This window comes from Stagnimonas aquatica (assembly GCF_003730135.1).
In the GTDB taxonomy this organism is placed as follows: domain Bacteria; phylum Pseudomonadota; class Gammaproteobacteria; order Nevskiales; family Nevskiaceae; genus Stagnimonas; species Stagnimonas aquatica.
The window spans coordinates 212,908-234,859 of sequence record NZ_RJVO01000001.1 but is presented as its reverse complement, the minus strand read 5'-3'; the positions used below and the strand labels follow the sequence as shown (position 1 = coordinate 234,859).

Annotated in this window: 18 protein-coding genes; 11 read left to right on the top strand and 7 right to left on the bottom strand. The window is 69.0% G+C overall.

Annotated elements, in window-relative coordinates:
* Positions 1-8: 8 nt before the first annotated feature.
* Positions 9-1,988 (bottom strand): lytic transglycosylase domain-containing protein, encoded by a 1,980-nt coding sequence (locus tag ED208_RS01045; protein ID WP_123210002.1) that lies wholly within the window; start codon positions 1,986-1,988, stop codon positions 9-11.
* 26 nt (positions 1,989-2,014) lie between these two features.
* Between ED208_RS01045 and ED208_RS01040 the strand changes: the two genes are divergently transcribed.
* On the top strand, positions 2,015-2,809 hold the full coding sequence (locus ED208_RS01040; protein WP_123210001.1) for a sulfite exporter TauE/SafE family protein: 795 nt from the start codon (positions 2,015-2,017) through the stop codon (positions 2,807-2,809).
* Positions 2,810-3,192: 383 nt separating this feature from the next.
* On the top strand, positions 3,193-4,218 hold the full coding sequence (locus ED208_RS01035; protein WP_158608383.1) for a peptidoglycan-binding domain-containing protein: 1,026 nt from the start codon (positions 3,193-3,195) through the stop codon (positions 4,216-4,218).
* Here the strand turns inward: ED208_RS01035 and ED208_RS01030 are convergent.
* A complete protein-coding gene (locus tag ED208_RS01030) occupies positions 4,204-4,824 on the bottom strand; it encodes an arylesterase (protein ID WP_123209999.1) in 621 nt (206 codons plus the stop codon). The two genes, ED208_RS01035 and ED208_RS01030, sit on opposite strands and share 15 nt — an antisense overlap.
* On the opposite strand from ED208_RS01030, the gene ED208_RS01025 reads away from it, so the two are divergent.
* Positions 4,823-5,497, top strand: coding sequence for an ABC transporter ATP-binding protein (locus tag ED208_RS01025; protein ID WP_123209998.1), 675 nt, complete (start codon positions 4,823-4,825; stop codon positions 5,495-5,497). The two genes, ED208_RS01030 and ED208_RS01025, sit on opposite strands and share 2 nt — an antisense overlap.
* Here the strand turns inward: ED208_RS01025 and opgC are convergent.
* Positions 5,466-6,617, bottom strand: coding sequence for an OpgC domain-containing protein (opgC, locus tag ED208_RS01020; protein WP_123209997.1), 1,152 nt, complete (start codon positions 6,615-6,617; stop codon positions 5,466-5,468). The genes ED208_RS01025 and opgC overlap by 32 nt on opposite strands.
* Positions 6,618-6,691: 74 nt before the next feature.
* On the opposite strand from opgC, the gene ED208_RS01015 reads away from it, so the two are divergent.
* The 3 genes from ED208_RS01015 (at position 6,692) to ED208_RS01005 (ending at position 11,298) form a co-directional block, all read left to right on the top strand.
* Positions 6,692-9,163, top strand: coding sequence for an ABC transporter permease (locus ED208_RS01015; protein ID WP_123209996.1), 2,472 nt, complete (start codon positions 6,692-6,694; stop codon positions 9,161-9,163).
* Positions 9,164-9,268: 105 nt separating this feature from the next.
* Entirely contained in the window at positions 9,269-10,255 is a 987-nt protein-coding gene (locus ED208_RS01010) for a malate dehydrogenase (RefSeq protein WP_123209995.1), read from the top strand.
* Between the two features lie 68 nt (positions 10,256-10,323).
* Positions 10,324-11,298: a magnesium transporter CorA family protein gene (locus tag ED208_RS01005; RefSeq protein WP_123209994.1), complete on the top strand. Its 975-nt coding sequence runs from the start codon at positions 10,324-10,326 to the stop codon at positions 11,296-11,298.
* Here the strand turns inward: ED208_RS01005 and rsmB are convergent.
* Both rsmB and ED208_RS00995 read right to left on the bottom strand, forming a co-directional pair.
* Positions 11,295-12,632, bottom strand: coding sequence for a 16S rRNA (cytosine(967)-C(5))-methyltransferase RsmB (rsmB, locus tag ED208_RS01000; RefSeq protein ID WP_123209993.1), 1,338 nt, complete (start codon positions 12,630-12,632; stop codon positions 11,295-11,297). The two genes, ED208_RS01005 and rsmB, sit on opposite strands and share 4 nt — an antisense overlap.
* A gap of 10 nt (positions 12,633-12,642) precedes the next feature.
* Positions 12,643-14,013 carry a hypothetical protein gene (locus tag ED208_RS00995; RefSeq protein ID WP_123209992.1) on the bottom strand — a complete coding sequence of 457 codons (1,371 nt, stop codon included), beginning with the start codon at positions 14,011-14,013 and terminating at the stop codon, positions 12,643-12,645.
* 205 nt (positions 14,014-14,218) lie between these two features.
* On the opposite strand from ED208_RS00995, the gene ED208_RS00990 reads away from it, so the two are divergent.
* Entirely contained in the window at positions 14,219-14,875 is a 657-nt protein-coding gene (locus tag ED208_RS00990) for a hypothetical protein (protein ID WP_123209991.1), read from the top strand.
* 54 nt (positions 14,876-14,929) lie between these two features.
* Here ED208_RS00990 and fmt read toward each other — a convergent pair whose 3' ends face one another.
* Both fmt and def read right to left on the bottom strand, forming a co-directional pair.
* The gene (fmt, locus tag ED208_RS00985) at positions 14,930-15,865 is read right to left on the bottom strand and encodes a methionyl-tRNA formyltransferase (protein WP_123209990.1); all 936 of its coding nucleotides are present in this window, start codon (positions 15,863-15,865) and stop codon (positions 14,930-14,932) included.
* 25 nt (positions 15,866-15,890) lie between these two features.
* Positions 15,891-16,400: a peptide deformylase gene (gene def, locus ED208_RS00980; protein ID WP_123209989.1), complete on the bottom strand. Its 510-nt coding sequence runs from the start codon at positions 16,398-16,400 to the stop codon at positions 15,891-15,893.
* A gap of 120 nt (positions 16,401-16,520) precedes the next feature.
* Between def and ED208_RS00975 the strand changes: the two genes are divergently transcribed.
* The 4 genes from ED208_RS00975 to ED208_RS00960 all read left to right on the top strand — a co-directional run bounded on the left by ED208_RS00975 (position 16,521) and on the right by ED208_RS00960 (position 21,947).
* Positions 16,521-17,720 (top strand): LysM peptidoglycan-binding domain-containing protein, encoded by a 1,200-nt coding sequence (locus ED208_RS00975; RefSeq protein ID WP_123209988.1) that lies wholly within the window; start codon positions 16,521-16,523, stop codon positions 17,718-17,720.
* Between the two features lie 20 nt (positions 17,721-17,740).
* The gene (dprA, locus tag ED208_RS00970; protein WP_123209987.1) at positions 17,741-18,859 is read left to right on the top strand and encodes a DNA-processing protein DprA; all 1,119 of its coding nucleotides are present in this window, start codon (positions 17,741-17,743) and stop codon (positions 18,857-18,859) included.
* Positions 18,860-18,939: 80 nt separating this feature from the next.
* Positions 18,940-19,404, top strand: a complete 465-nt coding sequence (locus ED208_RS00965; RefSeq protein WP_123209986.1) for a Smg family protein — start codon at positions 18,940-18,942, stop codon at positions 19,402-19,404.
* Between the two features lie 110 nt (positions 19,405-19,514).
* Positions 19,515-21,947 carry a DNA topoisomerase I gene (locus tag ED208_RS00960; protein ID WP_123209985.1) on the top strand — a complete coding sequence of 811 codons (2,433 nt, stop codon included), beginning with the start codon at positions 19,515-19,517 and terminating at the stop codon, positions 21,945-21,947.
* Positions 21,948-21,952 lie beyond the last annotated feature (5 nt).

Below are 21,952 nucleotides of genomic sequence, written 5' to 3'. Positions count from 1 at the left end.
ACCCAGGTTCAAGGCGAGCCCGAGGGCGTCACCGGCGGCAGCCAGGCGGCGGCGCGCACCGGCTTGCCGGTTTCCAGCCAGTCGTAGGCGGCGGCATGCAGCAGGATGCGCTGCACGTACACCCGGGTCTCGTTGTAGGGGATGTTCTCGATCCAGACATCGGCGTCGCGGGCGCCGTCGGTGGGCCGCCAGCGCTCGGCGGCGCGGGCACCGGCGTTGTAGGCGGCCAGCGCCAGAATCCAGCGGCCCTGGTACTGGTCGGCTAGTTCGCGCAGATGCAGCGCGCCGAGCGGCACGTTCACCGCCGGGTCGAACAACTGCTCGCGGCTGGGCGCCGGCCGCTGGTAGCGCTTGGCGACCAGCTTGGCGGTGGAGGGCAGCAGTTGCAGCAGGCCGATGGCGTCGGCGGCGGAGACCGCGTCGGCCTTGAACACGCTTTCCTTGCGCATCACCCCGTGGATCCAGATCGGCGGCGTGCCGGACAAGGCCGCCGCGCGCCGCACCTCGCCCTCGTAGGGGCGCGGGAACAGCGCCGGCACGTCGTCGAACAGACCCTGGCGGGTGGCGGTGACCACCGCCTGGTCGTGCCAGCCCCATTGCCCGGCGATGGCGACCAGCGCCGGCCGCAGCTTCGGCTCCAGCGCGTCGAAGCTGGCGCGCCACTCCAGCGAGGCGATGCTGCGCAGTTGCAGCGCCCAGGCCTCTTCGGCGCGGGCAAACGAGGGCAGGGCGGCGAGCGCGGCGCGTGCCTCTGGACTGACCACCGCCACCCGCCGCGAGGGCGGGGTCCAGGCCTGGCCGAGCCGCCAGGCGGCGAGCAGGCCGTAGGTATCGAATTCGCCGGTGAGCGCGCGGTACAGCGGCCGTGCCTGTTCGGACTTGCCCAGCGTCTCCAGGGCACGGGCGCGCCAGTAGCGCCAGCGCGGCTGGTTGGCGAGCGTCGCCGGCAGGGCATCGGTCCAGGCCAGCACTTGCAGCCACTCGCCGTTCCACAAGGCCGCGCGCAGGCGCCATTCCAGCGCCCGGTCGTCGAGCGGCTGGCCGCTCTGGGCCGCCGACTGGAACAGCCCCAGGGCGCTGGGGTCGCGGCTCCAGGCCAGCGGCAGCGCGGCGCTCAGGGTCAGCGCCTCGGTGGTCGCCATCGAGGGCTTGAGCGCCACCAGCAGGCGCGGCAGCAGCGCGGCGGCGGCATCGGTGTTGCGGCGCGCATAGCGCTGCCAGGTTTCACGCAGGCCCTGGTCGTCGATGGCGCTGGCGCCGCCGGCCGCCAGTTGCGCGAAGCCGGCGGCCGGGTTGTCGAGCAGCGCCAGCCAGGCTTCCAGCGCCGGCCGTTGCGCGGCCGGCAGCTCGGCGAGCAGCGGCTTGGCGCGGGCGCTGTCGCCCTCCACCAGTCGGTTGCGGGCCCGGCGCTCGACCAGCGCCGCCGTGTAGACCGGCTGCCGGCGCAGCCAGGCCAGGGCGTTGCCGCAGGCGGCCGGCAGTTCGGCTTCGCTGACCCAGCGCTCGGCGAGGCTCTGCGCCAGCTCGGGCGTCGGACCGGTCGCCAGCCAGGCGTCGAGCGCGCGGCAGCGCAGGGTCTCGTCGCCCAGGTCTTCGCGCCAGGCGGCGAGGAAGGCGGTCCAGTCCTGGCGCTCGGCCAGCTTGGCCAGCCACAGCCGGCGCAGCTCGCGACCGGCCGGCGCCTCGCCCTGCTCGCCGAGGAAGGCGGCGACGGCGGCCTCGGCCTGCGGCTGTCCGGCCGCCAGTTGCGCCTTCAGCCGCGCGGCGCGCAGCCAGGGGTAGAGCGGATAGGCACGCAGCGCGGCGCTGTCGCCGGCCTCGGCGGCCGGATCGGCTCCGGCCAGCGCATAGGCGGCGACAAAGGCGCTGCGGCCGGCGGCGCGTGAGTCTTCGGCGGCCTGGCTGCGCGGCACGAGGCCCAGCATCAGGCCGGCCAGCAGGCCCAGGCTCAGCAGGGGGCGGGAGAGGGAATTAGGATGCGCGCTCATTTGCCGCCATTGTAGGTCCAGCGCCCATGCTCACCCTGTTGATCTTTGCCGCCACCGGCGCGGCGGCCGGCGTCCTGGCCGGGCTGTTCGGGGTCGGTGGCGGGCTGATCATGGTGCCAGCGCTGGCCTTCGTGCTGCCGGCGCTGGGAGTGCCGGCGGCGGTGGTGATGCAGGTCGCCATCGGCACCTCGCTGGCGGTGATCGGCGCCACTTCGATCTCCTCCACCCGCGCCCACCACCAGCGCGGCGCGGTGCGCTGGGACTTGCTGCGCAGCTTCGCTCCCGGCCTTGCCCTCGGCGCCCTCGGCGGTGCCTTCGTCGCGCACCTGCTGTCGGGCGATGCCCTCAAGAACACCGTCGGCACCGGCGCCCTGCTGGTGGCGGCGCAGATGTTCTTCGGCGCCCAGCCGCCGCCGCGCGCCGGCGGTCATCGTCTGCCGGCCGGCGAGTTGCTGGTCGCCGGCGGTGGCATCGGCCTGCTGTCGGCGCTGGTCGGCATCGGCGGCGGCTCGCTGACCGTGCCCTACCTGTCCTGGCGTGGAGTGTCGATGCAGCAGGCGGTGGGCACCGCCGCCGCCGGTGGCATTCCCATCGCCTGGGGCGGCGCGCTGGGCTTTGCGGTGAGCGGCTGGGATGCGCCCGGGCTGGTCGGTGCTCACCTGGGCTACATCAGCCTCTCGGCGTTTTTCGGACTGGCGCTGGCCAGCGTGCTGACCGCACCGTTCGGCGCACGACTCGCGCACGCCCTGCCGGCGCGCACCCTGAAGCGCGCCTTCGCCCTGCTGCTGGCTTCGGTGGGCTTGCTGATGCTGCTGCGCTAGGGCCTGTCACCCATTAGAACGTCGCTGCGTTGCCGGCCGAAAGCGCGTCAGGCAAGGCGCCTGCCGACGCGAAGGCTGGTTGCCTTCGCTAGGCGGGCAACGCCGCATGACGCGCTTTCGGCCAGCAACCCTTCGGGGCGGGACGGTTTTGGGGCATTGCTACGTCAGCAAGAGTTTCAATAGACCCGCTATTGCGCACTCTTGCTTCCTTGCACTGCCCCAAAACCGCCTTCCGCCGCAGCGGCGTTCTAATGGGTGACAGGCCCTAGTCCGGGTCGGCAATCTCTGTTGTCTCCCGCCCTCCGCGTCGGCGTTCTCGCGTGGTGATGGTCCGCCTGCCGCTAAACTCGGCCCTGCACTCGCCCGTCTTTCCGGAGACCTCCATGGTTCTGCTTCAGCGCCTGCTGTCGGTCCTGCTGGTCGCCGGTCTGTCCGCGCCGCTCCACGCGCAAGCGCCTGCCCGCGCGGACAGCGGCTCGCCGGCCTTCCTGCCGCGCTCGCAGGGACAGATCGAGCAGCAGCGCACCGCCGATCTGCTGATCGAGCAGCAGAAGGCGCTGCTCGCCCGCCCGGCGCCAGCGCCGGTGAACAGACTGGATTCCGCCCGCCTGCCGCCGGTGCCGCCGCCCGCGACGGCGGGAGCGACCCTGACCGGGGTCGGCAGCCCCGAGGCCGCTGGGGCCGCCGAGGCCGAGCTGCCGATGCTGCCGCCCGCCCGCCCGGGCGAATGTTTCGCCCTGGTGCGGGTGCCGGCGCAGTACCGGGACCGCTTGCAGGTCGTGCAGCAGAGCCCGGCCAGCGAGTCGCTGGAGGTCCGCCCGCGCCGCTACGCGCTGAGTAGCGAGCGCTACGTGCAGCGCGAGGCCTACGAGCAGACCGAGCTGGAACCGGCCGGCAGCCGTGGCGGCTATGAGCTGCTCAGCGAACAGGTGCTGGAGCAGCCGGCGCGGCTGGTCTGGAAGCGCGGCAGCGGACCGGTGCAGCGCATCGACCAGGCCACTGGCGACATCTACTGCCTGGTCGAGGAACCGGCGGTCTACCGCACGGTGAGCCGCCCGGTGCAGAAAGCGCCCTCCGGCCTGCGCCGGGTGGTGGTGCCGGAGCAGATGGCCAGCCGCCCGGCGGCGCGCCTGATCGACCCGGGCAGCGTCGAGCGCGTGCAGGTGCCGGCGCAGTTGGAGACCCGCTGGGAACGCGAGCTGCTGACGCCCGAGCGCTACGAATGGCGCTCGGTGCTGTGCCCGACCAACATGACCCCGGAAGTGATCGCTCGGGTGCAGCAGTCGCTGCGCGCGGAAGGCTACGACCCTGGTCCGGTCGATGGCCTGCTCGGCGTCCGCACCCAGCGCGCCCTCGCCCAGTACCAGCGCGACCAGCGCGGCTCGCTGGAATCCTTAGCGCGCCAGTAGCGGCTTCAGCGTCGGCCAGACCGCGTCGAGCAGCTTGGGCTGCGCCGCGAGGTTGGGATGGATGCCGTCGTCCTGGAACTGCTGGGGGTCAGCGGCGATGGCCGCGAGGAAGAACGGCACCAGCGGCGTCTTCAGCGCCCGCGCGGTATCAGCGAACACGCCGGCGAAACTCTCGGTGTAGGCGGGGCCGTAGTTGGACGGGATGCGCATCTCGAACAGTACCGGCGTGGCGCCAGCGGCGCGGCTCAGGCCCACCAGCTTTTCGAGATTGCCGCGCAGGGCCTTCACCGGTTGCGCGCGCAGACCGTCGTTGGCGCCGAGTTCGATCAGAACTATTTTCGGCCGCTGCGCCTCCAAGGCGGCGGGCAGGCGGCTCAGGCCGCCGGCGCTGGTGTCGCCGGAGATCGAGGCGTTCACCACCCGGTGCGGATAGCCTTGAGTCTTCAGCCGCTGCTCCAATAGAGATACCCAGCCGGATTCGCGCGGCAGGCCGTAGCCGGCCGACAGCGAGTCGCCCAGCACCAGGATCACCGGCGGCGTCGCCGGCGCGGCGGCGGCCAGGGCCGAGTACAGACACAGCAGCACTACCGAGAAGAAACGAGTCATGACATCGGCCATCGAGGCGAAGGGGCTGGTCAAGCGGGTGACCAGCGGCGAGGGAGCGGAACCACTGACCATCCTGTCGGGGCTGGAGTTGCAGATTCAAGCCGGCGAGAGCGTTGCCATCGTCGGCAGCAGCGGCTCCGGCAAGACCACCCTGCTGTCGCTGCTGGCCGGGCTGGACACTCCCAGTGCCGGTTCCATCCGCCTCGACGGCGAGACCCTGGAGGACAAGAGCGAGGATGCCCGCGCTGCCTTGCGCGCCGGCAGGGTCGGCTTCGTGTTCCAGTCGTTCCAGCTGCTGGCCGGCTTCACCGCGCTGGAGAACGTGATGCTGCCCGCCGAGCTGGCCGGCCGTCGCGACGCCCGCGAGCGCGCCGTCGCCGCGCTGGAGTCGGTCGGGCTGGGCGCACGGCTCAGTCACTATCCGCAGCAGCTTTCCGGCGGCGAGCAGCAGCGCGTGGCGCTGGCGCGCGCCTTCGCCGCCGAGCCGAAGATCCTGTTCGCCGACGAGCCCACCGGCAACCTCGACACCGCCACCGGCGCGCGCATCATCGACCTGCTGTTCGCGCTCAACCGCGAACGCGGCGCGACCCTGGTGCTGGTGACCCACGACGCGCAACTGGCGGCGCGCTGCGGACGCACCCTCAGGCTGCGCGAAGGGCGCCTGGATGGCTGAGCGTGCCGCGCCGGCCGTGCCGCCAGGCGCTGGCCGCCATTGCCGCCAAGGTGCCGATCACCAGGGCCAGTTCGGCCGGCGCCGACAGCGGCACTTCCTCCTGCTGGATCAGGCCCAGGCTCAGCAGCACCAGCAGCAGGTGCACGCTGAACACCGGCAGCGAGGCGCGGCCGAGTCCGGCCAGCATCCGGCCGGGCGCCGCCAGCGCCACCGGCCGCAGCCAGTGGCTCAGACAGGCCAGACTCACCGCCAGCAGCAGGAACTGGCTGAGCCGCAAGGGACGCAGCAGCACCTTGTCGACCCATTGCAGCCAGAACTCCGCATCCACCACGGGCAGCCCCAGGCTGGGCGGCAGCCAGCGGTGGAACCAGGCCAGCGCGAACGCCGTGGCGCCGATTGCCGCCCAGGCCAGCGCCGGGCGGGGCCGCAGTTCCTGTCCGCGACCTTCCGCCAGCAAGTGGCCGACCCAGAGTCCGGACACCCAGAGCAGTTGCCAGGCGAAGTCGTCGAAGTAGCCGAGCACCGGCAGGGGCAGATTGGGCACGGTGTCGCCGGTGGCGCGGTTGAACAGCGCCAGCAGCCAGGCGCGGCCGTGCAGTTGCGCGAAGGCCCAGAGCAACAGGCTCAGACCCAGTGCCGTGGCCCAGCCGCGACGGGCGGCCAGGCGCATCCAGAAGCCGGTGGCCAGCAGCAGCACGATGTAGGTGGGCAGGATGTCGAGCAGCGGCGGCTGGTAGAGCAGCAGCGGCCCGGCCCAGAGCGCCACCAGCGGCTGCTCGAAATAGAAGCTGAGCAGATTGCGCAGCATCGGCCGTTCGCCGAAATGGCCCAGCGCCGCGCCGACCGTGAACAGGAACAGCAGCAGGGCCAGATGCACGCCGTAGAGCTGCCAGGCGCGCCGGCGCAGGCGTTGGCGCAAGGCCGCCTCGCCCTGGCTCTGGCGGATGCGCCAATACACCAGTCCCGCCACCAGGCCGGAGAGGAAGACAAAACCCTCCGCCGCCGACACGAAGCCGAACAGTTGGCTGCTGTAGGCCGAGTAGCGGGTCGGCAGATGGGTCAGCGTCATCAGCACCAGCAGCAGTCCGCGCAGGGCATCGAGTTCGGCGTGGCGGGTCATCGAGATGTGGGTGCGGCGGGGCTGGGGCTGGCCGTGAATTCTAGGAACTGCGGCCGTTCGGCCCAAGAGCTTGCATGAACAATGCCTTTTCTCACGCCCTGCGCAGCCTGCTGCGCGGCTGGCGCTCCGGGCGGCTGCTGATTCTCGGCTTCGCCATCGCCCTGGCAGTGGCCTCGGTCGGCAGCGTCGGCCTGTTTACCGAGCGGGTGCGGCTGGCGCTGGAGCGGCAGAGCGGCGAGGCCCTGGGCGCCGACGCCCTGCTCGGCAGCCGCGATCCGTTGCCGGCGGCCCTGCGTGCGCAGGTCGAGGCTCTGGGCCTGCGCGCGGCGGCGGTCACCGTCTTCCCCAGCGTCGCGGTGGTCGGCGACAACACCAGCCTGGTGTCGGTGAAGGCGGTCGAGGCCGGCTACCCGCTGCGCGGCGAGTTGCGCATCGCCCGTGAGGCCTTCGGCGCGCCGCAGCCGGCGCCCGGCGTGCCGCCGCGCGGCGAGGCCTGGGTGGATGCGCGGGTGCTGCAGGAGCTGGGCATCGCCGTCGGCGCCCCGTTGCAACTGGGGCGCCTGCAGCTCAAGGCCAGCGCGCTGATTGCCTTCGAGCCGGATCGCGGCGGCGGCTTTTCCGATCTCGCGCCACGGCTGATGATCAATGCCGACGACCTGCCGGAGTCCGGCCTGCTGACCCTCGGCAGCCGCGCCAGCTACAACCTGCTGCTGGCCGGCAGCGCCGGGCAGATCGCAGCCGCGCAGCAGCTCAAGCTGGCGCCGGCGCAGAAGTTCGAGACGCCGCGCGACGCCCGTCGCGAACTCAGCTCGGCGCTGGATCGCGCCGGCCGGTTCCTCGACATCGCCGGCCTCGCCGCCGCGCTGCTGGCGGCGGCGGCGGTGGCGCTCACCGCGCGCGGCCACGGTGCCGCGCTGCGCGACGAGGTGGCGCTGCTCAAGACCCTGGGCGCGCGCCGGCGCTTCCTGTTGCAGAGCTTGAGTCTGCAACTACTGCTGCTGGGCCTGATCGCCGGACTGGCGGGTGCGCTGGTGGCGCTGCTGGGGCAGGCGGTGATCGGCGCCCTGCTCAGCGAGGCGATGAAAGTGGAGCTCCCGGCGCCGCCGCTGGCGCCGTTGTTCTCCGCCTATGCGCTGGGCCTGGTGATGCTGCTCGGCTTCGCGCTGCCGCCGGTGCTGGCAGCAGTGCGCACGCCGCCCTTGCGGGTGCTGGCGCGCGAGCTGAGCGCCGGCCCCAGTCGCTGGGTGCCGGGCTTGGCTTTGCTGGCGGTGATCGGCCTGCTGCTCTGGCAGACCGGCGCGCCGGATCTGGCCGGCATCGTCCTGGTCGGCGCCGCGCTGGCCTGCGGCGCCTTGGCGCTGCTGGCCTGGCTGCTGGTGCGGGCGCTGGCACCGCTGCGCCAGCGCGGCGGCTCGGCCTGGCGCTTTGGCCTCGCCAATGTCGCGCGCCGGCAGGCGGCGACGGTGGGGCAGGTGGTGGCTCTGGGCCTGGCGCTGCTGGCCCTGCTGCTGATCTCGGTGGTGCGCCAGGACCTGCTGGAAAGCTGGCGCGACAAGCTGCCGGCGGACATCCCCAATCAGTTCCTGATCAACATCCAGAGCGAGCAGGTGGAGCCGCTCAAGACCTTCTTCCGCGAACGCGGCTACGGCGAGCTGCTGCTGTGGCCGATGGCGCGTGGCCGGCTGGTGGCGCTCAACGGCCAGCCGGTCAGCGAGGAATCCTTCGACGATCCCGAGACGCGGCGCTGGATCAATCGCGAGTTCAATCTGAGCTGGACCGACCACTTCGGCGGCGACAACGAATTGCTCAGCGGCGACTGGTGGGATGCCTCCGCGCGGGGCCAGCCCTGGCTGTCGGCCGACGACTACGCGGTGAAGCGGCTCAAGCTCAAGCTGGGCGATACCCTGGGTCTCGACATCGCCGGCCAGACCTACACGCTGACCGTGAAGAACACCCGCAAGGTCAGTTGGGACAGCTTTAAACCCAACTTTTTCCTGGTCACTCCGCCCGGCACGCTGGATGCCGCGCCGCGCCAGTGGCTGACCAGCTTCCGTCTGGAGCCGGCGCAGCGCGGCCTGCTGTCGGAGCTGGTGCAGGCCTTCCCGAATGTCACCGCGCTGGATCTGGAGGCGGCGATCCAGCAGGTGCGCGGCATCGTCGACCGGGTGGTGCGGGCGGTGGAGTTCGTCTTCCTGTTCGCGCTCCTGGCCGGCCTGCTGGTGCTGCTGGCGGCGATCGACGGCACCCGTGGCGAGCGCATGCGCGAGACCGCACTGCTGCGGACGCTGGGCGCGCGGTCCTCGACGCTGCTCGCGGGGCTGCTCGCCGAGTACGCGCTGCTGGGTCTGCTGGCCGGCCTGGTCGCCGCCGCCGCCGCACAGGGTGTGGCTTGGGGACTCGCCGCCGGGGTGTTCGACATCCCCTACGGACCCCGGCCCCTGCTCTGGCTGCTGGGGGCCTTGGCCGGCACCGCGCTGGTGACGGGGCTGGGCTGGCTGTCGATGCGGCGGGTGCTGAACACCCCGCCGCGCGCAGTGCTGGGTTGAGGGGCTCATTCCAAGGTCGTAGCGGCGGCCCGGCCGCGCCGCGCCGATCTGGCTAAAATGTGCGCCCTTTCGCGCAGCACTCGTCCAACCCCCATGGGAGCTTTCATGAAAAAGCCCGTCAAGGTCGCCGTCACCGGCGCCGCCGGCCAGATTGCCTACTCGCTCATCTTCCGCATCGCCTCCGGCTCGCTGTTCGGCCCCGATCAGCCGGTGCATCTGCAGTTGCTGGAAGTGCCGGTGCCGGAGGTGCTGGAGAAGCTCAAGGGCACGGTGATGGAAGTCGAGGACTGCGCCTTCCCGCTGGTCAGCGGCATCACCGCCACCGGTGACATGAACGAGGCCTTCAGCGGCACCGACTACGCCTTCCTGGTCGGCGCCCGCCCGCGCGGTCCCGGCATGGAGCGCAAGGATCTGCTCACCGCCAACGGCGGCATCTTTGGCCCGCAGGGCAAGGCCATCGCCGCCAACGCCAGCAAGGACGTGCGCGTGCTGGTGGTCGGCAACCCGGCCAACACCAACGCCCTGATCGCCGCCACCGCCGCCAAGGGTCTGGACCCCAAGCAGTTCCACGCCATGGTCCGCCTCGACCACAACCGCGCGGTCAGCCTGCTCTCCGGCAAGACCGGCGTGCACGGCAACGACATCGAGAAGGTCATCATCTGGGGCAACCACAGCTCCACCCAGTACCCCGACCTGCACAACACCAGCGTCGGCGGCAAGCCGGCGCTGTCGCTGATCGACCAGGCCTGGTACGCCAACGAGTTCATCCCCACCGTGCAGCAGCGCGGCGCCGCCATCATCAAGGCGCGCGGCCTGTCCTCCGCTGCCTCCGCTGCCTCCGCCGCCGTTGACCACATGCGCGACTGGGCGCTGGGCTCCAACGGCAAGTGGGTGTCGATGGGTGTGCCCTCCGACGGCAGCTACGGCATCGCCCCGGGCGTGGTCTACGGCTACCCCTGCATCTGCAAGAACGGCCAGTACGAGATCGTCCAGGGCCTGGACGTGAACGAGTTCAGCCGCGCCAAGATGCTGGCCACCGAGACCGAGCTGCGCGAAGAGCGCGCCGCCATCGAGGAGCTGCTCAAGGCCTGATCCGCTCCGGCGTGATCTTTCAAAGGCGCGGCCCTCCAGCCGCGCCTTTTTTCGTTGCAGAATGCGGAATGCAGATCTATCTCTTCTCCCGCCAAGGTGAGGTGCCCCAGCGCCTCGACAGCGTCGAAGCGCTTCCCGAGGAGGGCTTCGTCTGGCTGGACTTCACCCGCCACGAAGCGCAGAGCTGGCCGAAGCGGGTCGAGCAACTGGCCGGTTTCAAGGTGCACGAGGATCACGTCGCCGACAGCTACAACGGCGACCATCCCTCGGTGTTCGAGGGCACCGAGGACTACGACATGCTGATCTTCCAGGGCCTGGTGCCGGAAGACTGCGAGAGCCACAAGGACCTGATCGTCACCAAGTCCGCCGCCTTCTTCCTGTTCGACCGCCTGCTGGTCAGCGTGCATGCGGAAGACAGTGCTTCCTTCAGCCTGGTCAAGCGCAAGTTCTGCGAGACCAAGCTGCGCTTCCCGTCGACGCCGTTCGGCCTGGTGCATGTGCTGCTCGACACCATGGTGGACCGTTCGCTACCGGTGGTGAACGAGCTGGAAGCGCGCCTGGAACACTTGCAGGACATGCTGCTGGACCCGAAGAACCCCTTCGAGGACTGGCACGAGCTGCTCTCGCAGCGCAAGCAGGCGCATGCCCTGGAACTGCTCTGCGAACAGAACCGCATTTCCCTCGATACCTGGGCGCGGGAAATGCGGGTGGAGCTGACCGACGCCCAGCGGGTGCGCCTCAACGACCTGCGCGAGCATCTGCAACGTCTGCAACGCCACGCCGACTCAATCCAGAAGGACATTGAAGTGACCATGCAGCTTCACTTCTCCAGCGTTGCCCACCGCACCAACAAGATTGTGCAGACGCTGACGGTGCTGTCGGCGATCTTCTTTCCGCTCACCCTGGTCACCGGCATCTACGGCATGAACTTCGAGCACATGCCGGAGCTGCACTGGCACTACGGCTACTACGCGGTGCTGGCGGTGCTGGTGCTGGTCGGTGGCGGCCTGATGCTCTGGTTCAAGCGGCGCGGTTACTTCTAGCTCGGTGCGGACTCTTCGGGCGAAGCGCCCGGGCTGCGCTTGACCAGCCGCGCGTAGTAGAAGCCGTCGCCGTCGAAGTCGTTGAGCGCGCCCGGCGCGATGCGGCGGCCGACGCTGCGTGGCTCGCCCCAGCGGGCGTCGATCTTCTTCTCCTGCGCATCCGGCGTCTTCACCAGAAAGCTGCGCACTACTTCCTCGCCCTCGGCGCGCAGGATCGAGCAGGTGGCGTAGACCAGCACGCCGCCGGGCGCCAGTGTCGGCCACAGCGCCTCCAGCAGGCGCGTCTGCTGCGCGGCCAGCTTGGGAATGTCGTCGGCGCGGCGCAGCCACTTGATGTCCGGGTGACGGCGGATCACGCCGCTGCCGCTGCAAGGCGCGTCGAGCAGGATGCGGTCGAACATCTCGCCGTTCCACCAGCCACGGGTGTCGGCGGCATCGGCAGCAAAGCCGACGCAGGACAGGCCCAGACGGTCGAGGTTCTGGCGCACGCGGGCGAGCCGCTTGGCGTCCTTGTCGAGCGCGGTGAGAAACAGTTCTTCCTGGCGTTCCAGCGCCTGCGCGGTCTTGCCGCCCGGCGCCGCGCAGGCGTCGAGCAGGCGCTGGCGCGGGCGCGGGCGCAGTTCCAGCAGGTCCACGGCGATCTGGGCCGAAGCGTCCTGCACCGACACCAGGCCATCGGCGAAGCCGGGCAGTTGCTCGACCGGGCAGGGCTCGGCCAGGCGCAGGGCATCGCGCAGGCCGGGCAGCGGCTCGGCCTGCATGCCGACCTCGGCCAGGCGGCGCAGATAGTCCTCGCGGCTGCCGCGCCGGCGGTTGACGCGCAGGGTGAGCGGCGCCGGCTCGTTGCCGGCCTCCAGCACCGCCGCGTGCTGCTCGCCCCAGTCGCGCCAGACCGCCTGCGACAACCAGTCCGGATAGGAATGGCGGATCGCCGGGTCGGCCGGCAGCCGCTCTTCCAGCGCCGCCGACTCGCGCTGGTAGCGGCGCAGGATGGCGTTGATGAGTCCGCGCGCCTTGGCGATGCCGAGCGCATCGGTGGCGTTGACGGTCTCGCCCACCGCCGCGTGCGGCGGCGTGCCCAGCGTGCGCAACTGGTGCAGTCCGACCGCGAGCAGGGCGTGCGCAGCGCTGGTGGCCGGCAGCGGCTTGTCGAGCAGTTGTGCGATCAGCCAGGACAGCAGACGGTGCTCGCGCAGCACGCCGTAGGCGAGGGTTTTTGCGAAGGCAGCGTCGCGAGGGGGTAGCGCTTTGGGCAGGGCCAGCAGGGCTTCGTCCAGACTTTGGCCGCCCATCACCTTGAGGATGGCGCGGCTCGCTTCGGCTCGGACGTTCATGTGCTGCTATTTAGTATGTCCGCTCGGAAAAGTCTGGCGTGTCGGTGATGCGCCGGTAGCTGCCTTGCACCCAGTCGATTGCGACGACGTCAAGGTCCTCGATAGCCGCCGCGCCGGAGATATCGGTGGTGCTTGTGCTCAGGCGAGTCAGCGGGACCAGCACTTGCGGAGAGCTGTAGGTTGCGATTCGGCTGAGCGGTGCGCCGTGCGATTCGTAGGTGGAGCCGATGACGACCGGCTCTTCGATCCGCGTCAGTTCAGTCTGAGTCTCAGCGAGGAAGTTCTGGAGGATCAGCTTTCCCCCCTGATGGCCGTTGACCTCGCGGCTGCCCAGGAAGCCCTGGACGCGGATTGCCGACTCCGCGACACCGTTGACATTCACATCACCTGCGGCCGGTCGGCGCTGGTCGGTCCCGTAGCCAATCTTCGCGATGATCCATTCCGATTGGTCATGGCTCTCAAGTAGCTTGCCAGCGGCATCAATGCGCAGAGCCTGGTGCACAAGCCGCCCTCCGGTTTTTGTGACCTGCACTACGTTGTAGATGAAGCCGCCATCACGGGTGGCGACGATTTCCTGCGGGTTGTTGGCATCGCCTCCGTCGATGGCGACTGGTTCGCCGCCCGTAAGAGGCAGCAGGTAGCGCCGCATCGGCTCGCCGTCAATCTTGGTGGAGTCAAAGATCATCGAGTCACGATTCAGTGCGATTGGGGACAAACCTTGGTCGGTGGTGTAGATCGTCCGAATGGCGTTGTCTGAAAAATCAAGCGCGAGCAGCTGAGTCTTTAGGGAATCGGAGGCCGGCGTGAAAAGCAGGTAGGTCGTCGTCGCGGACCAGAAGGCTACTCCTAGCCGCCCAGCCTCTGGTGCTGTGTAGACCTTACTAACGCTGCCGTCCGCTTCGATGCGGTAGACCGAGGGGGAGCCCGCCGCACTGGTCCAAGTCAGCCAGCGGGTATCGTTGTCCGACCCGACTGTCACCGGTCGTTTTTCTGCCGAGACGCTCAGCAGCGAATAGGAGTCCAGGTTGGGCGAGTAGAGGCGCAGGTCGCCATTCTCGTAGGCCAGTATTGCTGATCTGATCGAGCCATCGGCCGTGTTCCGGAACAGGAAAGCACCGCCGGTTCGGGAGTACAGCTCACGATCAACCGGTGTATCTAGCGACCCGAGGCGGAAGGTGGCGGTGCCGACCTTGTTGGAGTTGCAGTCTTCATCCGGTCCCTGAATGAAATAGGTGAACAAGCTGTTGCCTGGGTGCGCGAAATCGGTGTACCCGCCCAGCACGTAGCAGACTGGACGTGTTTCGATAGGCCCGGCGTCGGCTGGAAGCTCGTTGGACCGCAGCGAGAGGCTGCGCCACTTCTGGTTTGACAGGTAAATCATGCGCTCGGGGTAGATTTGCTCGACGATGCCGTCACGCCATTCGCCGCTTTGCAGTGGGGCGCTGAGGGTCAGCGTCGGCAGGTCGGTGGTCCTCAGTCGGTCCCGCGAAAAATCCAGCGCGTCGACCGTGTGTATGCCATCGGAGCCAAGGTAGGGCAGGGAGTAGGACAGCGTCGCGCCCGAACCGGAGCCGCCGCTGCTGGATGTGCTGCCGCCCGAAGAGCTGGAACCACCACTCGACGAGGTGCTGCCTCCCGAGGAGGAGCTGCCGCTAGACGAGCTTGAGGTGCCTCCGCTGGACGAACTGCTGCTTGAGGTACTTCCGCCGGAGGAGCTTCCACTGCTGCCGCCTGACGAGCCACTGCTGGAAGTGTCGCCACCACTTGAGGAACTGCTGGAGCTTCCCGACGAGGATGTGCTGCTTCCCGAGCTGCTGCCGCTACCGGAGCTGCCGCTGGATGAACCACTGCTGGAAGTGTCGCCACCACTTGAGGAACTGCTGGAGCTTCCCGACGAGGATGTGCTGCTTCCCGAGCTGCTGCCGCTGCCGGAGCTGCCGCTGGACGAACCGCTGCTGGAAGTGTCGCCACCACTTGAGGAACTGCTGGAGCCTCCCGAGGAGGACGTGCTTCCCCCCGAACTGCTGCCGCTGCCGGAGCTGCCGCTGCCGGAGCTGCCACTGCCGGAGCTGCCACTGGACGAGCCGCTCCCCGAGGACGACGAAGCTCCCGACGATGTCCCACCGCCAGCGTCGCTGCCAGGGCCTCCGCCACCGCAGGCTGCGAGAAGGACAGATAGAGCGAGGCTTGCGGCCATCGGCCGCAGACGGTCAATCAACATGAGGGGGACCCGAGTTTTGTAGGCGGTTTGTCTGTTCGGCAAATCCCAAATTGCCGAGGTGCGACCAGTGTAGGGGTTACTGGCTCGCGCTTTCAAAACGCAAGTTATTTTCCCCCGCTTCCCCGGACAATGGCCCGCCCTGAGGACGTCCTCCGGGGCGTTGGTGCTCGGTGACCAATAGCTGATCGGAACCACATCCGACACGAAAGCCGCCCTTGTCATTCGCCAGCACCGCGCCTGCGACGGCTGCTTCAGTGCCGGGCAGGGCGTTCGCGCGCAATAGCTTGATCCGCTCTCCAGCCAGCAGGCTCCAGGCACCGGGCACTGGGTTGTAGCCACGGATGCGGCGGGCGATTTCCTCCGCCGGCAGCGACCAGTCGATGCGTGCCTCGTCCTTGCTGAGCTTGGTCGCGTACGTCACGCCCTCGGCCGGCTGCGGCACATCGGGCAAGGTGCCGGCTTCCAGGCGACGCAGGGCCTCGACGATCAGGCGCGCACCCATTGGCATCAGTGCGTCGTGCAGTTCACCGGCGGTCATCTCGCCGATTGGCAGGGACTCCCAGAGCAGCATCGGGCCGGTGTCGAGACCGGCGTCCATGCGCATGATGGTGACGCCGGTTTCGGCATCGCCAGCCAGGATGGCGCGCTGGATCGGCGCCGCGCCGCGCCAGCGCGGCAACAGGCTGGCGTGGATGTTGAGGCAGCCCAGGCGGGGGATGTCGAGCACGCTCTGCGGCAGGATCTGGCCGTAGGCGACCACCACCATCGCCTCCGGGGCCAGAGCGCGCAGGGTCGCCAATGCCTCCGGCTCCTTGCGCAGCGAAACCGGTTTGTGCACCGCCAGGCCGAGCGCGCTGGCGCGCTGGGCGACCGGCGAGGGGGTGAGCTTCTGGCCACGTCCGAACGGCCGGTCCGGCTGGGTGTAGACGCCGACGATCTCGTGACCGGCGGCGACCAGGGCGTCGAGTGCGGCGACCGAGAATTCCGGCGTGCCCGCGAACACCAACCTCATGCGCGGGTTCCGGCAGGGCGCCGGCTCATGCGACGCGCTTGGCGAGCTTCTCGCGCTTCTTCTTGTAGCGTTCGCGCTTCAGCGAGGACAGATGGTCGATGTAGAGCTTGCCGTCGAGGTGGTCGATCTCGTGCTGGATCGCCTGCGCCAGCAGACCCTCGGCGATCAGCTCGTAGGGCTGGCCCTGGGCGTCGAGCGCGCGCATCCGCAGCTTGTTGTAGCGGCGCACCTTGTCGCGGTACTCCGGGATCGACAGGCAGCCCTCTTCCATCTCCTGCGGGTCTTCGGCGTCGCTCAACTCGGGGTTGATCATCACCAGCTTCTCGGGCGGCTGGTCCTTGTCGGCGCAGTCCATCACCGCGATGCGCTGGGCGATGCCAACCTGGGTCGCGGCCAGGCCGACGCCGGGGGCGTCGTACATGGTCTCGAACATGTCCTCGATCAGCCGCTGCAGCGCGGCGTCAAAAACGGTGACCGGCTTGGCCTTGATGCGCAGCCGGGGATCGGGATCGTGGAGGATGGTCAGCAGGGCCATGACAGTGGCCTCCCAAAAAACGGACAGCATTTGCGAAAGGGCTTGCAGTTCCCTCCGCAAGCGTTTGACGGCGAAGGGACTTGTGCCACAATCGCCGCAGCTGCCGAGGGAGCCGCCGAGATGACGCAGTATAAAGCCTACGCCCGCGTCGCTGCCGTGAGCGCCACCGCGTTTGCGCTAGCCGCTTGTGCTTCGCAGCCGAAAGTCGCCGACCCGGTCTACACGCTAGCCGTGCCGGCGCGCAGCGCCGAAGTCTCCGAGATCAGCACCACCGCCTTGTCCTCCTCAGCGCCTGACGAAGGCCTGGAGCCGGTCGAGAGCTTGGCCAATGCCCGCGAGATCGCTCCCGAGATCGGCCTGCGCGAGGATGCGCCGCTGCGCTACGTGGTCAAGAAGGGCGACACCCTCTGGGACGTGGCCAAGAAATTCCTCGCCGACCCCTGGCAGTGGCCGGAGCTGTGGTACGTCAACGGCAAGATCGCCAACCCGCACCTGATCTATCCCGGCGATGTGCTGGAACTGGCCTATCTGAAGGGGCGGCCGGTGCTGGCACGCGGCGGCTCCGGCCTGGAGCGGGTGAGCCCGCAGGTGCGCGAGCTGCCACTGGACGCGGCGCTGCCGGCGATCCCGATCGACACCATCCGCAACTTCCTGCGCGGGCCGCGGGTGGTGGACGCCGATACCCTCAACCGCGCGCCCTACATCCTGGAATTCACCGACGCGCACGTGATCGGCGGACCGGACATGGGCGTGTTCATCCAGCAGCTCGGCAAGGACGCTGGCACCGCCTTCTCGGTGGTGCGCAAGGGCGTGGTCTATCGCGACCCCGACAGCCGCGAGATTCTCGGTTACGAGGCGCTGCCGACCGGCGAGGTGGAGCTGCGCAATTTCGGCAGCCCCGCCGAGGGCATGATCACCAAGGCCTTCCAGGAAGTGCTGCGTGGCGACCGCCTGCTGCCGCTGGAGAAGGACAACTTCCTCGCCAACTTCTACCCGCACGCGCCGACGCGGGCGGTGGGCGGCAAGATCATCGCTGTGTTCAACGGGGTTTCGCAGATTGGCCAGTACCAGATCGTCACCCTCAACCGCGGCGCCAAGGCCGGCCTGGAAGCCGGCCATGTGCTGAACATCCTGCAGTCGCGCCGGGCGGTCACCGATCCCTACACCAAGAAGACCGTCAAGCTGCCGCCGCAGAAGGCCGGCCAGCTGATGGTGTTCAAGGTGTCGGCGCAGATCGCCTACGCCCTGGTGATGGACGCCGAGCGGCCGATCCACGTGCTGGACCTGGTCGAAAAGCCCGACCCGGCCGCCGGCCGCTGAACCCGGGCCGCCGGCCGCCGATGGCGCCGGACTCCGCCAGCGCCTGGTTGCGGTTGATCCGCAGCGAAGCGCTCGGCAACGCCGCCGCGCTGCGGCTGGTTACCCATTTCGGATCTGCCCAGGCGGCTGTCGATGCCAGTCCCTCAGCCTGGCTACGCGCCGGCGTCGAGCGCAAGCAGCCGGTCCCGGGCCCGGAGGACCCTCAGGTCGAGGCCGATCTGGCCTGGCTGGCCGGTGCCGGCAACCGGCATCTGATCGACTGGCAGCACCCGGCCTATCCCCAGCGCCTGCGCGACATCGGCAATCCGCCGCTGGCCTTGTTCGTGGTCGGCGACTTCGGCCTGCTGGCGCAACCGCAGCTGGCGATGGTCGGCAGCCGGGCCGCCACCCCGCAGGGTCTGGACAATGCCCGCGCCTTCGCCGCCGAGTTGGCGCGTCGTGGCCTGATCGTCACCAGTGGTCTGGCCCTGGGCATCGACGGCGCTGCCCACCAGGGCGCGCTGGATGGCGGTGGCGCCACGCTGGCGGTCTGCGGTACCGGCCTGGACCGGGTCTACCCGGCGCGCCACAAAGCCTTGGCTCATGCCCTGGTCGAGCGCGGCGGTGCCCTGGTTTCCGAGCTGGCTCCCGGCGCCGGTGCGCGGCGCGAGCATTTTCCCCGCCGCAACCGCCTGATCGCCGGACTCAGTCTGGGGGTGCTGGTGGTCGAGGCCTCGACCGAATCCGGCTCATTGATCACCGCCCGATTGGCGGCCGAGCAGGGGCGGGAGGTGTTCGCCATCCCCGGCTCCATCCACAACCCGCTGGCCAAGGGCTGTCACCGGCTGATCCGCGAGGGCGCCAAGCTGGTGGAGAGCATCGACGACATCCTGCTGGAACTGGCGCCGCAGCTGAGCGCCTGGCTGCAAACGCAGCCGGCCCCGCCGCCGAGCCCGAATCCCAGCGCGATGGAGCCGCCGGCCCCGGATGCAGAGTCTGCGCGGCTGCTGGGCCTGCTCTCCGACGCGCCGCGCGGCATCGACGATCTGGTCGCCGCCAGCGGCCTGCCGGTGCAGCGGGTCAGCATCTTGCTTACCCAACTGGAGTTGCTCGGGCGGGTGGCGGTGCATGCCGGCGGCTATCAGCGCCGGGACCGCTGAATCGTCACCCGTTTGCAACTGCTGGCAACTATAGGTAGTGTCCAGGCTGTCTGGACTCCACAACCAATTGGGTGTGCGTCATGAAAGAAACCGTGCTGGATGTGCTGATGTTCTTGTTCGAGAACTATCACGACACGGAGGTCCACGACGACGACAACCAGGACACCCTGCGTGACGAACTCACCGCCGCCGGCTTTCCGGTCGACGAGGTCAATCACGCCTTCGCCTGGCTGGGCGGCCTGGAAGAGCAGCGGCAGGCGCCGGCGATTGGCAGCCGAGGCTCGATCCGGGTCTACGCCCCGGAAGAAATGGCGGTGCTCAGCACCGAATGCCGTGGCTTCCTGTTCTACCTGGAGCAGCTGGGCATCCTCACCGCCGAGTCGCGCGAGCTGGTGATCGAGCGTCTGCTGAGCCTGGAAAGCGACATCGACCTCGAGCGGGTGAAATGGGTCTGCCTGCTGGTGCTGGTCAGCCAGCCGGGTGAGGAAGAGTCGGCCTGGCATCTGGAAGACATGGTCTACGCGCCGGGGCCGTTCCTGCACTGATTCCGGCGGCTGCCGGTTGCATTGACGGCAAGCCAGCGCTTATAAGCTGACGCCCGGTTAACCCCCCGGGCGTTTTGCTGCTGCGCCCCTGCGCCCCCAAAAAGAAGGTAATGAGCAAGAACCTCGTCATCGTCGAGTCGCCGGCCAAGGCCAAGACCATCCAGAAGTATCTCGGACCGGACTTCGAAGTCCTGGCCAGCTACGGCCACGTCCGCGACCTGGTGCCCAAGGACGGCGCGGTCGATCCCACGCGCGGCTTTGAGATGAAGTACGAGCTGATCGACAAGAACGAGAAGCACGTCAACGCCATCGCCCGCGCACTCAAGCAGGCCGATGCGCTCTACCTCGCCACCGACCCTGATCGCGAGGGCGAGGCGATCAGCTGGCATCTTTCCGAGCTGCTCAAGGACAAGGGCCTGCTGAAGAACAAGCCGGTGCGCCGCATCGTCTTCCACGAAATCACCAAGGCGGCGGTGCAGGATGCGCTGGCGCATCCGCGCGAAGTGGCCGCTGACCTGGTCAACGCCCAGCAGGCGCGCCGCGCGCTGGACTATCTGGTCGGCTTCAACCTCTCGCCGCTGCTCTGGCGCAAGGTGCAGCCGGGCCTCTCGGCCGGCCGCGTGCAGTCGCCGGCGCTGCGGCTGATCTGCGAGCGCGAGGAAGAGATCAAGGCCTTCATCGCCCGCGAGTACTGGACGCTCAGCGCCCGCGCCGACAAGCAGGGCAGCCTGTTCCTGGCCCGGCTGGTCGAGCTGCACGGCAAGAAGGTCGAGCAGTTCAGCATCACCAGCGGCGAGCAGGCGACCGCCGCCCGGCTGGCGCTGGAAGCCGCCGCGCGCGGCCAGTTGAAGGTGGCCAGCGTCGACAAGAAGCAGCGTCGCCGCAATCCCTCGCCGCCGTTCACCACCTCGACCTTGCAGCAGGAAGCCAACCGCAAGCTCGGTTTCACCTCGACCCGCACCATGCGCACCGCGCAGCAGCTGTACGAAGGTGTCGACATCGCCGGCGAGACCATCGGCCTGATCAGCTACATGCGTACCGACTCGGTGAGCCTGGCGCAGGAGGCGATCGCCGAGATCCGCCGCGTCATCGGCAACCAGTACGGCGCCAAGGCGGTGCCGGAAGAGCCGCGCTATTACAAGAGCAAGTCGAAGAACGCCCAGGAAGCGCACGAAGCGGTGCGCCCGACCAGCGCCATGCGCCTGCCGGTGCAGGTGGCGCCCTATCTGACGCCCGATCAGGCCAAGCTCTACGAGCTGATCTGGAAGCGCACTGTCGCCTGCCAGATGACGCAAGCGGTGTTCGACACCGTGGCCGCCGAGCTGCGCGCTGGCAGCGAGCACGCCTTCAAGGCCAATGGCTCGGTGCTGGTGGAGCCCGGCTTCATCGCCGTCTATACCGACAGCAAGGACACCCCGGACGACGAGGACGACGACAAGCGCCTGCCGCCGCTGGAAGTCGGCGAGAGCCTGCGCCTGGTCGACGTCACCCCGGAACAGCACTTCACCGAGCCGCCGCCGCGCTACACCGAAGCCAGTCTGGTGAAGACGCTGGAGGAATACGACATCGGTCGTCCGAGTACCTACGCCAGCATCATCAGCACCCTGCAGGCGCGCGAGTACGTGCGCTTGGAGGGCAAGGCCTTCAATCCCACCGACGTGGGCATGATCGTCAACCGCTTCCTCACCGATCACTTCAACCGCTACGTCGACTACGGCTTCACCGCCGGCCTTGAGGACGACCTCGACGCGGTGTCGCGTGGCGAGAAGGAATGGGTGCCGCTGCTCGCCGAGTTCTGGAAGAGCTTCAAGCCCCAGGTCGACGAGAAGATGGAGCTCAAGCGCCAGGACGCGGTGTCCGACGCGCGGGTGATCGGCGTCGATCCGGTCAGCGGCAAGCCGATGACCGCACGCCTGGGCCGCTACGGGCCGTTCGTGCAGATCGGCAGCAAGGACGACCCGGACGGTGAGAAGCCGCGCTTCGCCAGCCTGAAGGCGAGCCAGCGCATCGACACCATCACCGTCCAGGAAGCCCTGGATTTGTTCAAGCTGCCGCGCAAGCTCGGTCATCTGCCTAATGGCGACGAGGTCGAGGTCAACATCGGCCGCTTCGGTCCCTATGCCCGCCACGGCAAGAACTTCGTCAGCCTGAAGAAGGACGACGACGTGATGACCATCGAGCTGCCTCGGGTCATCGAGCTGATCGAGCAGAAGGCCGCCGCACTCGATGCCGCGACGCTGAAGACCTTCGGCGACACCGGCATCCGCATCATCAAGGGCCGCTTCGGCGCCTACATCACCGATGGCACGCGCAAGGCCAACTTGCCCAAGAAGCGCGAGCCGGAAGATGTCACCGTGTTCGAGGCCGAGGCCTATCTGGCCGAAGCCGAGGCGGCGAAGAAGCCGGTGAAGAAGGGCGCCAAGGGCAAGGCCGCCAAGGCCGAGGGCGAAGCGGCTCCGAAGGCGGCGACCAAGAAGGCTGCCGCCAAGAAGGCGCCGGCGAAGAAAGCCGCGGCCAAGCGCAAGCCGGCCAGCAAGAAGTAGGAACC